Raw genomic sequence first — 12333 nt, forward strand, 5'->3', positions numbered from 1 at the left:
GCAGCAGGCTGTGCGCGGCCGGTCAGCGCGCGCTGCGGGCGGCCGCGGCGGCGCGTTGCAGCAGCAGGCTGCCGGCCAGCAGCAGCGCGCTGCTCAGCCACAGCTGCCGCGGCAGCGTGAGCGTCGACCAGTCGGCGGCGCCGTCCATGCGCATCACGTAGGCCGACAGGAAGAGCGCGAACAGCGTGCTCGCGACCGCGATGAACACCCACAGGCCGGTGTCCAGTGCGCGCGCGGCGGGCGAGTCGTCGACGGCCGGGGATCCGAGCACGGCGCTGTTCATCTCGACACCTCCCTGGCTTGTCCGGGCGGGTCGGGCGGCTCGGGCTCCTGGCCACCGGCGTCGAGCGGCGCATCCTGCGCGATGAAGTCCTGCGGCGCGCCTGGCACGCTGTAGGCATAGGCCCAGCGGTGCACCACCGGCAGCCGCGGCCCCCAGTTGCCGTGCACCGGCGGGGTGTCCGGCGTGGCCCATTCCAGCGACGCGGCGCGCCACGGGTTGGGGTCGGCGCGGCGGCCGCGGAACGCGCTCCAGACCAGGTTGAAGACATACACCAGCTGCGCCGCCCCCACCGTCAGCGCGACCACCGTGATGAACACGTTCAGCGCGTGCGCCGAGGCCGGGATGAACTGGTAGTTCTCGTAGTGGTAGTAGCGCCGCGGCATGCCGAGCACGCCCAGGTAGTGCATCGGGAAGTAGATCAGGTAGGTGCCGATGAAGGTGACCCAGAAGTGGAACCTGCCGAGGCGGTCGTCCAGCATGCGGCCGGTCACCTTCGGGAACCAGTGGTAGATGCCGCCGAACACCACCAGCAGCGGCGCCACGCCCATCACCATGTGGAAGTGGGCCACCACGAAGTAGGTGCCCGACAGCGGGATGTCGACGCTGACGTTGCCGAGGAACAGCCCGGTCAGCCCGCCGCTCAGGAAGGTGAGGATGAAGGCGAGCGTGAACAGCATCGGCACCGTCAGGTGCAGGTCGCCGCGCCACAGCGTGAGCACCCAGTTGTAGACCTTGATCGCGGTGGGCACGGCGATGATCAGCGTGCTGGTCGCGAAGAAGAAGCCGAACCACGGGTTCATGCCGCTGACGAACATGTGGTGCGCCCACACCACGAAGCTCAGGGCCCCGATGACGACGATCGCCCAGACCATCATGCGGTAGCCGAAGATCGCCTTGCGCGCGTGCACGCTGATCAGGTCGGAGACGATGCCGAAGGCCGGCAGCGCGACGATGTAGACCTCGGGGTGGCCGAAGAACCAGAACAGGTGCTGGAACAGCAGCGGGCTGCCGCCCTTGTAGTCGGTGACCTGCCCCATCGAGACCAGGGCCGGCATGAAGAAGCTGGTGTGCAGGGTCTTGTCGAGCAGCATCATCACGCCGCTGACGAACAGCGCCGGGAAGGCCAGCAGCGCGAGGATGGTGGCGACGAAGATGCCCCACACGGCCAGCGGCATGCGCAGCAGCGTCATGCCTTCGCAGCGCGCCTGCAGCACCGTGGTGACGTAGTTGAGCCCGCCCATCGTCGTGGCGACGATGAAGATCAGCAGCGACACCAGCATCAGCACGATGCCGCCCTCGAAGCCCGGCGTGCCGGGCAGGATGGCCTGCGGCGGGTACAGCGTCCAGCCCGCGCCGGTGGGCCCGCCCGGCACGAAGAAGCTCGCGACCAGCACCAGCACCGACAGCAGGTAGACCCAGAAGCTCAGCATGTTCATGTACGGGAACACCATGTCGCGCGCACCGACCATCAGCGGGATCAGGTAGTTGCCGAAGCCGCCGAGGAACAGCGCCGTGAGCAGGTAGATCACCATGATCATCCCGTGCATGGTGACGAACTGGTAGTAGCGCTCGGCGTTGATGAAGGCGAACTGGCCCGGGAAGCCGATCTGCAGCCGCATCAGGTTGGACAGCAGCAGGCCGATCAGCCCGACCACGATGGCCGTGCTCGCGTACTGGACCGCGATCACCTTGTGGTCCTGGCTCCACACGTACTTCGTGATGAAGGTCTGCGGGGCGTGGTGCGCACCGGTGTCGACGTAGCTCATGACGGTTTGCCGTTCGATCGGATGTAGGCCACCAGGGCCGCCAGTTCCTCGTCGGTCAGCTCGATCTGCGGCATGACCTGGGCGAAGCCCTTCACGGCGCGTGCCTTCGGGTTGCGGATGAAGTCCTTCAGGTAGGCCTCGTCGACCAGCGCGGTGGATCCGTCGACCATCGTCTCGGTCTTGCCGAACAGGCCCTTCCAGGTCGGCCCGACACCGGGGCTGCCGTCGACCGTGTGGCAGGCCACGCAGCCCTTGGTCTGGGCCAGCGAGCGGCCCAGCGCGGCCGGCGTGCCGGTGCCTGCGGCAGCCGGCGCGGCGGCGGCCTGCGTCGCCGCGAAGGTGGGCTGCTGCTTCAGCCAGGCCTGGAACGCCGCGTCATCCTCGACCACGACGTAGCCGCGCATGTCGGGGTGGCCGACGCCGCACAGCTGCGCGCACATCGATTCGAAGCGCCCCGGCTGCGTCGGCGTGAACCAGAACGAGCTCACCTGCCCCGGCACGATGTTCATGCGTGCGCGGAACTGCGGCACGAAGAAGTCGTGCAGCACGTCGTGCGAGCGCAGCAGCACCTTCACCGGGTGGCCGATGGGCAGGTGCACCTCGTTGCCGAGCACGATGACGTTGTCCTGCCCGGCGGCATCGGCCGGGTCGAGCCCGAGCGGGTTGCTGCCGCTGACGAAGCGCGCGTCGCTGCCGCCCAGCTTGCCGCTCGCGCCCGCCAGGCGGAAGCGCCACTGCCACTGCTGGCCGACGATCTCGAGCAGCCGCGCATCGGCGGGCGGGTGCACGTAGTCGGCATACACCACCAGCCCCGGCGCCAGCAGGCCGGCGATGCCCAGCGTCGTGACGCCGATCAGCCAGCGCTCCAGGCGCTTGTTCTCGGGCTCGTACGCGGCGCGCTGGCCGGCGCGGTGCCGGAAGCGCCAGACGGTGTAGGCGACGAACAGGTTGATGACGACGAAGAACAGCCCGGTGATGGCCAGCGTGATGGTCAGCGTGTCGTCCATCTGCTTCCAGTTGGACGCGAGCGGCGTCGTCCACCACGGCGTGACGAGGTGGAACAGCACCGACGCGACGACGAGCACCAGCAGGACGAGGGCGATGACCATGGCCGGCGTTCAGTGGCCGGGCGGCGGGGACTGGCGGCGCCGCGCCAGCTTCCAGTACAGCAGCGACGCCGTGACACCGAACAGCAGGTGGGCCGCGAACGTGCCCCAGCCGCGCAACTCCACCAGCCAGGGGAACACCTGCGTGGCCACGTGGAAACTCGCCAGGTAGAGCAACGCGCCGAACACCAGGCCGACGACCGCGAGCGCGAGCGGCCCGGTGTCGTAGCGGAAGCCGGCGCTGATGAAGCCGAGCACCATGCCGAACGCAGTGCCCAGCACGTAGTGGGTGGCGAGCGCCACCGCCACGATGCCCACGCTGAACGACTCGGAGGCGTGGCCGGTGTCCGAACCGAGCGCGATCGCCGCGACCAGCTGCGAGATGCGCCACGGCCCCATGCTGCCGGCAGCGGCCGCCCAGAGGAGTTCCAGCACCATCAGGACCGCGCCGGCGGCAAAGCCGGACACCGCGGCGGCGGACCAGTCAGGTTCCCGCCGCTCCCAGCGATGCAGATGCAATCGATGTTCCATCGTCACCTCCATGCGGGAGGCGCCGTCGAATGGCAGCCCGGGTCAGGGAAACGCCGGGATGTTCGGCTCCACGCCTTCCAGATGCGCTTCCGGGTGCAGGGTTTGCAAGCGGGATTCGATGTCGTCGACGCGCGAGCGCGGCACGTCGACCATCAGCAGGATCTGGCCTTGCTCGATGGCGGACTCGAAGCGCTTGAGCCGGTGATTGGGGGTGGAGATGCCGATCAGGCTGGACGACCAGGCCCCGAAGCCCGCGCCGACGATCGCCAGCACGGCGACCATGCCCCATTCCGGCGAGTCGCCGAAGAGCGGGAAGAACAGCGCGACGATCACGCCCAGCACGGCACCGGCGGCGCCGCCGATGACGAGGCCGGCCTGCGCCGAACGCACCACGTCGGAGGTCTGCAGCAGGTTGGCCGGATGCAGGCCGGTCAGGACCTCACCCTCGCGGGCGACGAAGTGGATGTGCGGCTCGGAGATCCGGGCGAGCAACAAGTCATCCATCGTCCGCCGGGCGCTGGCCAGGTCGGGCAACAGCCAATAGATGCGTCTGCGCATGGCCGCCTCCTTGTGCAGTTTGCGAAGCGATTGGCGATCACCGTACTCCCATTCGGGGCGATCGGCAAGCGGGCACAACCCAGCGTCGCGCGTCTCTCGTGCGTCTCAGCGCGCAGGCAGCTTGCACGCCGCCACGCGGTTGACCTGGATCTGCGAACCGCCGGCGCTGTAGGCCCACAGCACGTCGCCATTCGGGGCCGTGACCATGTCCTGGAACTGATCGATCGCCAGGCCGGACGCAACCGGGCCTTCGACGAGCTTTCCATCCGACGCGTTCGCCACCGCCAGCATCAGCGCGCCGCCCGACTTCCATCCCAGCAGCAGCCTGTCGCTGCCGAGCGCGGCCAGGTAGGGGCGGAATGGGTAGCTGGCGTCGAGGCCGGTGGCCGCGCCGATGCCGAGTTGCTGGACCGGTGCCGTGCCGCGGTTCGGCAGCTTCGCGAGCTGCAGCGACAGCCCGCCGGTGGCCGCGGGCTGGATGAAGTTCATCCAGAAGCCGTCGCTCGCGCCCACCAGGCCACCGAGTGCGCGCTGCGTCGGATCGGTGCCGGCCAGCCACTGCAGCGTGTCGGCTGCGGCCGACGGCGTGGCCAGGCGCGCCTGCTGCATCGCGTTCGGGTAGGCGTCGCCGTGGCAGGTCGCGCCCCACTGCGTGCCGTTCCAGGCGGTGCGCACCGACCAGCTGTGGCTGCAGCCCCAGTCCCAGCGGCCGGCCACCGCCTTGCCGTTCGCGTCGACGAACTTCAGCGTGTCGCCGGCATGGATGTCGACCTCGCCGGCGACGTTCGGGCGCGCGGTGGACATCGCCGAGCGGTAGTAGATGCCGATCGTCGAGCCGTCGGTGGCGAGCCGCGCGGTGTGCCCGTACCACCAGATGAACTGCGCACCGACGCTGTCGACGTTGCCCTTCTTCGTCAGCGTGGTGCGCGACAGCAGGGCGCCATCGCCGCCGACGCGCACCAGGTCCATCCTGCCGCAGACGTTCTTGTCGGGCGTGCTGCTGCCGCGGCAGTACTTGGGCGAGTAGATGTCCGGGTCGTCGGCGACGACCGCCAGCGCCGCGCCGCCGGGCGTCGCGAGGATGGCATGCACTTCCAGGCCGGCCACGCCGGGCAGCGCGCGATCGAGGCTGTCCGTGGCCGTCAGTGCGGCCATGCGGATGGACGCAGCGCTGCGGTCGGTCCAGGCCAGCCAGGCGCTGCCGTCGCTGCGCGGCGCGATCACCGCGGGCGTGTACTCGTCGTTGGGGGCCGCGTTGCCGCCCACGGTCACCGAGCTCGCGCGCAGCCGCTGCGCCAGCGGGTCGCATGATGCGGGCGCGGGTGCGGGGGCCGGAGATGGCGCAGGTGCAGGTGCAGGTGCTGGAGCTGGAGCTGGAGCTGGAGCTGGAGCTGGAGCGGGGGCCGGAACTGGCGCGGGCGCTGGCGAAGGAGCGGGTGCGGGGTCGGACGAGCTGCCGCCGCAGGCCGCCAACGCGGCCAGCAAGGCGAGTGCGCCGGGGCGGGTCATGTTCTTCATGGGAATTGCGCCTTGCCTTGCACGACGACACCACCCGCGGGTTCGGGCAGCGTGTCGAGCAGCGTCGCTCCGCCCAGCGCGGTGACGCGCACCTGGAGCGGCCCCGCCGCGATCTCGGCCGGATGGACGAAGTAGTTGTAGTCGGTGCGCGCGACGCTGCCGGCGACGGGCGAGGTGGCCGCGCTGTCGCTTCCGCCACCCCCTCCGCCGCAGGCGGCCAGCGCCGTGGCCATGATGCCGGCGACCCACCGGCCCGCGCGCCGGTTCACGGCGCGACCGTCAGCTTGCCGGACCCTGCCGATGCCTTGACGGATGCCTTCACGCTGCTGGCCGGCAGCAGCGCGCTGGCGTAGGCGTACGGCACGGTCCAGCCGACGCTGGTGCTGAAGCTGCACTGGCTCGTGTCCAGCGCCGCACCGTTCAGCAGCGAGCCGCTCTCCTTGATCGCGCCGGTCTTGCTCGACGAGCCGGGGTTCTTCAGCACGCTGGTGCAGCCGCTGGCGCCCTGGATGTCGAACGCGTTGTTCTCCGAGATGATCTTCGCCTTGTAGGCCACGCCGATGCTGTACTGGTGCGCGTACACCGGGTGCGACTTGCTGCCTTCGAAGTAGTTGTTGTAGACGTGCACGCTGCCGAAGCGCACGCGCGGCGCGCGCTCGGTGATGTTGCTGAACAGGTTGCCGTGGAAGGTGACCGTCAGGTGCGTGTCGTCGCTGGTCGTGCTGTCGGACGAGCCGATCAGGTTGTTCTTGTCGTGCTGGTCGAAGACGTTGTTCGACACGGTCACGTAGTCGGAACCGTTCTTCACGTCGAGCGCGCCGTCGTGGCACTGCTTGACCTTGCCGTTCTCGACCGGCGACAGGTCGTCGGTCTGCGGTGCGTCGGTGAAGCTGTTGTGGTCGATCCAGACGTGGGTCGAGCCGTCGACCGTGATGCCGTCGTACTGCGAGTTCCAGTTGCCGGCATCGCCGTCGTTCGGGTCCCACACCGGGCCGACATCGCAGGGGTTGACGATGCGCAGGTTGCGGATGATGACGTTCTGCACGCCGCTGACCTGCAGGTAGGCGTTGACCAGCCCGGCGTCGCTGCCGGCGCCGATGAGGGTGGTGTTGCTCTTCAACGCGAGCCGGGCGCGTGCCTTCTGGTCGGTGGTGTTCGCGAACGCGCCGCCGTTGTCGGCCGCGGCCATGTCGATGCGGCCGACCACCTTGACGATCGTCGCGGCACTGCCGCCGGCCTTCAGCGCGGCCAGCAGTTCGGTGGCGGTCGTGACCTTGTAGACGGCCGAGGCGGTGGCGGTCGAGCCGCCGCTGGTGCCGCCGGCCTGGCTGGCCCAGCCGGTGGTCGGTACCACGTCGCGGCTGTTGTCGCCGGAGGCGGATGCGGGGGCCGGCGCAGGGGCCGGTGCAGGTGCGGGTGCGGGTGCGGGTGCAGGTGCAGGTGCAGGTGCAGGTGCAGGTGCAGGTGCAGGTGCAGGTGCCGGCGAAGGGGCGGGTGAAGACGCGGGTGCAGGTGAGGGCGCTGGAGCCGGGGCCGGGGCCGGCGAAGGCGCAGGTGTCGGCGCGGGCGCAGCGGATGCGCTCGCCGGGGTGTCGGTCGACTCGTCATTGCAGCCGGCGAGCAGCGCGGCGGCAAAAAGGGCGGGGAGCAGTGTTCGCATGGGGGCCTCGGGTCCGGACTCGTGTTCAGCAACGATTGTGTGAAGCACGACACCGCGAGACTTGACGGAACTCTGAACAGGCGACGAACGGCGCCCATGCGTTGGCAGCACGAGACGCCGTGCAACGGGATGCAAGCGAGGACGGCCTGCAGCTCGCCGGAATGACAGGACCGGTCGTCCCGATTCGTCGCATGGCTCACAACTTGAAACCGAAGTCCCCGGCCGCGTCACCACGTCGACGTCGAGGCCATGTTGAGACCTTCCGTGTGCCGCGTGGCGCCTGTCACATCCACTGACGATGGTCATCGATTCATCAACTGTCGGTCAAGCCGCGCCGCGCCTGCGCACGTAGCCTCGCTCGCATGTTGTTGACATCCCTCGATCCTGTGAATCCAATTTCTTCGCGCCTGTCCGCGCTGGCCCTCGCATCGATCCTCGCACTGGCCGCGCTCGCAGCCTGCGGCGGCGGCTCGGGCTCGAGTGACGGCGCCACCGCACAAGGCGAGTCGGCCGGCAGCGGCGGCGCCGCCGACATCACCGCCGCCATCCTGGCCAACGCCAATGTCGTGCTGACCGGCGATGCGGTGATCCGGCTGCCGGCAGGCGTCAGCACCTACACCGGGGTGATCTCCGGCCAGGGCCGGCTCACGCTCACGCCGGCCGGCGGCAGCGCCAGCCCCGGCACGCTGGTGATCACGCAGGCCAGCACCTTCACGCTGCCCGACGCGCAGCAGGTGCAGGTGGTCACGAAGAAGACCTGGCCCGGTGCCGGCTACCAGCTCGAGATCGCCGGCAGCAACCCGCCGGTGCTGACCATCGATGCCGGCGCCACGCTGCAGATCGGCACCAACAGCAGCGCCGACAACAACCCGAACATCATCGCCACCTCCGACAGCAAGAACCCGGCGAGCGTGGTGAACGGCGAGGTCAACCTCGACAACATCCTGAACAACGGCCGCCTCGTGCTGAAGAGCGCGAACTTCATCCGCCTCGGGCAGGTCAGCGGCAGCGGATCGATCTCGCAGCTGCCCGACGTGTGGGGCGGCAACACGCTGGGCGGCGCCAGCAGCTTCTCGGGCGTGCTGTCGCTGAGCGCCGGGCAGGACTTCGGCAGCAACCACGTCGCCGCGGCGCTGCCGAATGCGAAGGCGGTGCTCAACGAAGGCTCGTGGCTGGTGTGGAGCCCGCCGGGCAGCGTCGTCACCGTCAGGCAGGACATCTTCGAGGCGGCCTTCGGCGGCGACATCAACTTCCACCCGATCGGCAACTCGACGATCGTGATGAGCGGCGTCTACGGCCACACCGACAACAGCCCGCACGGCAGCCCGAACCTGGTCGATCCCGGCCTGAGCGACCCTGGCCTGAACCTGGCCAAGGTGATCTACCGCGGCGGCGCGAACGCCGTCAACGGCAACGATGCCAGCTACCGCGGCATCAACATCGAGGCCGGCGGCACCGTGCAATGGGGCGACGGCACGCACAACCGCTTCTTCCTGCCGTCGGCACCGTCGCCGGCGGCGGTGAACCCACCGGCCGGCAAGAAGAACGCGTACATCAACCTGCACCGCGGCGGCACGCTGGCCTTCAACTACAACGGCCCGGTGACGCTGAACGTCGGCATCACCGGCGGCGGTGGCGGGCCGGACAAGAGCGAGACCACCGGCGCCGGCAACGTCACGGTGATGGGCACGCCGGGCAACGACGTCACCTTCGCGCAGCCGCAGAACTACCACGGCATCACCACCATCGGCGCGAAGGCCGTGCTGCGCCTGGGCACCGGCCAGCCGGTGCCGCTGAACTACATCACCATCAACGCCGACAAGAACACCCGCAGCACGCTGCTGCAGGCCACCTACAGCGGCGACGCCAGCCTGCTGCCGGCGGCCGCCGGCGATGCGATCGTCAACGACGGCCAGCTGGTGGTGCAGAACACCTCGACGGACATCGCGTTGTCCAACATCAGCGGCAGCGGCAGCCTGCTGCAGCGCGGCAGCGCCACCACGACGCTGTCGGGCAACCGCTACAGCGGCACGACGACGATCGACGGCGGCACGCTGCTGGCCGCCGGCGCCGATGCGTTCGGCACCGGCAGCGTGGTCAACAACGCGGCGCTCGGCTTCGCGAGCGGCCAGCACGAACTCGGCCTGGGCGGCAATTTCACGCAAGGCGCGAACGGCGTGCTGACACTGAACATCGCCGGCACCCGGCCGGGCGTCGACCAGGACCACCTGTCGACGGCCGGCCGCGCGGTGCTGGGCGGAACCTTGAAGCTGAACGTCGGCAGCGGCCTCGCTGCCGGGCAGACGCTGGTGCTGATCGAGGCCGCCGGCGGCTTGAGCGGTGCGTTCGGCAGCATCGACATCCAGGGCACCCAGGTCGTGACCGGCCAGGACGCGACCCGCTTTTTCGTGAGGATCCCATGAGGCGTCGTCAACTTCTTGCGTCGGCCCTCGGGGTCGGCGTGCTCGGCGCGGCCGGCTGCGGCAGCGAACCCGGCAGCGGTGACGGTGACGGCGACGCGGTAGCCCCGCGGGCGCGCACCTTCGTGCACCCCGGCCTGCTGCATACCGAGAGCGATTTCGAGCGCATGCGCAAGAAGGTCGCCGCCCAGGCCCAGCCGTGGCTGAGCGGCTGGAACGCGCTGACTTCCAACGGCCGCTCGCAGCTGGGCGCGTCGCCGCGGCCGCTGCAGACGGTGGTGCGCGGCGGCGACGGGCAGAACTTCGCGCAGCTCTACATCGACACGGCGCGCGCCTACCAGCTGGCGCTGCGCTGGAAGGTGTCGGGCGACACGCGCTATGCCGACCTGTGCGTCGCCTTCCTGAATGCCTGGTCGTCGACGCTGACCGGCATCACCGGCAATGCCGACCGCTTCCTGGCCGCCGGCATCTACGGCGTGCAGTTCGCCAACGCGGCCGAGATCCTGCGCACCTACCCGGGTTGGGCCGCGGCCGACCTGGCGCGCTTCCAGGACATGATGCTGAAGGTGTTCTATCCGCTGAGCAGCGACTTCCTGGTGCGGCACAACGGCGCCGTCATCACGAACTACTGGGCGAACTGGGACCAGTGCGCGCTGGCCTGCGTGCTGAGCATCGGCGTGCTGTGCGACCGGCCGGACATCTACGACGAGGCGATGGCCTACTACCGCAACGGGGCCGGCAACGGCGCCGCGCTGCAGGCGGTGTGCCACGTGCACCCGGGCTACCTCGGCCAGTGGCAGGAGAGCGGGCGCGACCAGGGGCATGCCACGCTCGGCATCGGGCTGGCCGGCATGTTCTGCGAGATGGCCTGGAACCAGGGCGACGACGTCTACCGGTTCGACAACAACCGCTTCCTGGCGGGCGCCGAGTACGTCGCGAAGAGCAACCTGGTCGATGCGGCCGGCGCCTTCTACGCGATGCCCTATCACGAGTACAGCAACAAGCAGGGTGTCAGCACCGGCGTGTCGCCGGCCGCCCTGGGCGCCCGGCGCCCGGTCTGGGAATCGGTGCTGCACCACTACGAAGGCCGGCTCGGCGTGGCCGCGCCCTGGGTCAAGCGGCAGGCCGAGCAGCTGCGGCCGGAGTACGACGGCGGCAACGGCGACCAGCTCGGCTTCGGCACGCTGACCTACGCGCGCGAGCCGCGCACCGGCGGCAGCCCGAGCGGCCTGACGGCGCGCCTGCACGGCGGTGCCGTGCTGCTGTCGTGGTGGGGCGTGCCCAATGCACCGTCGTACCGCGTCAAGCGGRCCGACCGCGCCGGCGGGCCCTACACGACGGTCGCGACGGTCAGCGACCTGCTGACCTGGACCGACACGCCGGCGCCGGGCGCCACCTTGCTGCACTACGTCGTCACCGCGGTGGATGCGGCCGGCGGCGAGAGCGCGGCATCGGCCGAGGTCTCGGTGTCGGCGACGCCGCGGCTGGTGCTGCACCAGCCGTTCGACGAAGGCGGCGGGCGGGTCTTCGACGGGTTGAAGGATTTCGCCAGCCTGCCGCCGGGACTCGTCGAGACACTGGGCGATTGCACGCTGGCGGCCCGCGTGCGGGTGGACGCCGCGCAGGCCTGGGCGCGCCTCTTCGACGTCGGCTCCGGGCCGCGGCGCAGCATGTTCCTGACGCCGCGCAACGCCGCCGGCGTCGTGCGCTTCTCGATCGACACGGTGCACGGCTACGGCGCGCAGATCATCGACGGCACGGCCCTGCCGACCGGCGCATGGGCGCACGTGGCAGTGACCCTGTCGGGCAGCACCGGCACCCTCTACGTCAACGGCGTGGCGGTGGGCACGAATGCCGCGATGACGCTCGCGCCCAGCGACCTCGGCGCGGGCATGGACGGCTGGATCGGCCGCTCGCAGTACGCCAGCGATCCCTACCTGAAGGGCGCGGTGCGCGACCTGCGCGTCTATGCCGGTGCGCTGGATGCGCAGGCGATCGCGGCGCTGGCGGGGGCGTGACCATTCACCTCCGCATCGGCAGCCGCTTTGCAAGCGGTACGAATTGGTATCTTTGAGAAACCTCGATTGGAATACCAATCCAGTACCAGCACACTCCCTCCCTGGTTTTTGTATGCATCTCAACCGGAGATCAGGGAGATGAAAGTGAAAGCACTGGGTATGAGCATGGTTGCCGTCGCGATCGGCAGCCTGTGGGGGCAAGTCCAGGCCGCGTCGGCCTACGGCGAGCAGGGCGTCTGGGCCAGCGACGTGCAACTGGCGCAGTCCAGCGCGCCCGCCTGGCGCGAAGGCGTCACCTACACCGTCGGCACGGTGGTGAGCTATGGCGGCCGCGACTATGTCGCGCTGGTCACGCACACCGCCTGGGCGGGCACCAACTGGACGCCGCCGACCACGCCGTCGCTGTGGTCGCCGACGAACGCCGCCCCGGCCCCCGCGCCGGCTCCTGCACCCGCTCCCGCGCCGTCGCCCGC

The 12333-nt window shown here is 69.9% G+C and carries 11 protein-coding genes; 3 read left to right on the forward strand and 8 right to left on the reverse strand.

Translation table 11 applies throughout. From position 1 onward, the window contains the following. Positions 1-22: 22 nt before the first annotated feature. The 8 genes from AC1D1T_RS24070 to AC1D1T_RS24105 all read right to left on the reverse strand — a co-directional run bounded on the left by AC1D1T_RS24070 (position 23) and on the right by AC1D1T_RS24105 (position 7422). The gene (locus tag AC1D1T_RS24070) at positions 23-283 is read right to left on the reverse strand and encodes a cytochrome c oxidase subunit 3 family protein (RefSeq protein ID WP_477992604.1); all 261 of its coding nucleotides are present in this window, start codon (positions 281-283) and stop codon (positions 23-25) included. Beyond that, the gene (locus tag AC1D1T_RS24075) at positions 280-2049 is read right to left on the reverse strand and encodes a cytochrome c oxidase subunit I (protein ID WP_465114907.1); all 1770 of its coding nucleotides are present in this window, start codon (positions 2047-2049) and stop codon (positions 280-282) included. Before AC1D1T_RS24075 ends, AC1D1T_RS24070 begins: the two co-directional genes overlap by 4 nt. After that, positions 2046-3158: a cytochrome c oxidase subunit II gene (locus AC1D1T_RS24080; protein WP_465114908.1), complete on the reverse strand. Its 1113-nt coding sequence runs from the start codon at positions 3156-3158 to the stop codon at positions 2046-2048. The genes AC1D1T_RS24075 and AC1D1T_RS24080 overlap by 4 nt, the downstream gene beginning before the upstream one ends. A 9-nt stretch (positions 3159-3167) precedes the next feature. After that, the gene (locus AC1D1T_RS24085) at positions 3168-3686 is read right to left on the reverse strand and encodes a hypothetical protein (RefSeq protein WP_465114909.1); all 519 of its coding nucleotides are present in this window, start codon (positions 3684-3686) and stop codon (positions 3168-3170) included. Positions 3687-3728: 42 nt separating this feature from the next. Beyond that, complete coding sequence (locus AC1D1T_RS24090; RefSeq protein WP_047510662.1) at positions 3729-4244, reverse strand: DUF1269 domain-containing protein; 516 nt, start codon at positions 4242-4244, stop codon at positions 3729-3731. Positions 4245-4349: 105 nt separating this feature from the next. Next, the gene (locus AC1D1T_RS24095) at positions 4350-5762 is read right to left on the reverse strand and encodes a hypothetical protein (RefSeq protein ID WP_477827920.1); all 1413 of its coding nucleotides are present in this window, start codon (positions 5760-5762) and stop codon (positions 4350-4352) included. Continuing rightward, entirely contained in the window at positions 5759-6031 is a 273-nt protein-coding gene (locus AC1D1T_RS24100) for an expansin family protein (RefSeq protein ID WP_477827919.1), read from the reverse strand. The genes AC1D1T_RS24095 and AC1D1T_RS24100 overlap by 4 nt, the downstream gene beginning before the upstream one ends. Then, positions 6028-7422 (reverse strand): pectate lyase family protein, encoded by a 1395-nt coding sequence (locus AC1D1T_RS24105; protein ID WP_477992605.1) that lies wholly within the window; start codon positions 7420-7422, stop codon positions 6028-6030. The genes AC1D1T_RS24100 and AC1D1T_RS24105 overlap by 4 nt, the downstream gene beginning before the upstream one ends. A gap of 362 nt (positions 7423-7784) precedes the next feature. Between AC1D1T_RS24105 and AC1D1T_RS24110 the strand changes: the two genes are divergently transcribed. The 3 genes from AC1D1T_RS24110 to AC1D1T_RS24120 form a co-directional block, all read left to right on the forward strand. Then, the gene (locus tag AC1D1T_RS24110; RefSeq protein WP_477827050.1) at positions 7785-9845 is read left to right on the forward strand and encodes an autotransporter; all 2061 of its coding nucleotides are present in this window, start codon (positions 7785-7787) and stop codon (positions 9843-9845) included. After that, on the forward strand, positions 9842-11860 hold the full coding sequence (locus AC1D1T_RS24115; RefSeq protein ID WP_477992606.1) for a LamG-like jellyroll fold domain-containing protein: 2019 nt from the start codon (positions 9842-9844) through the stop codon (positions 11858-11860). The genes AC1D1T_RS24110 and AC1D1T_RS24115 overlap by 4 nt, the downstream gene beginning before the upstream one ends. A 159-nt stretch (positions 11861-12019) precedes the next feature. After that, positions 12020-12333, forward strand: a 314-nt coding sequence (locus tag AC1D1T_RS24120) for a carbohydrate-binding protein (RefSeq protein WP_477992607.1), incomplete at its 3' end; no start/stop codon positions are given.

Source organism: Rhizobacter sp. P2_H3 (genome assembly GCF_056403355.1).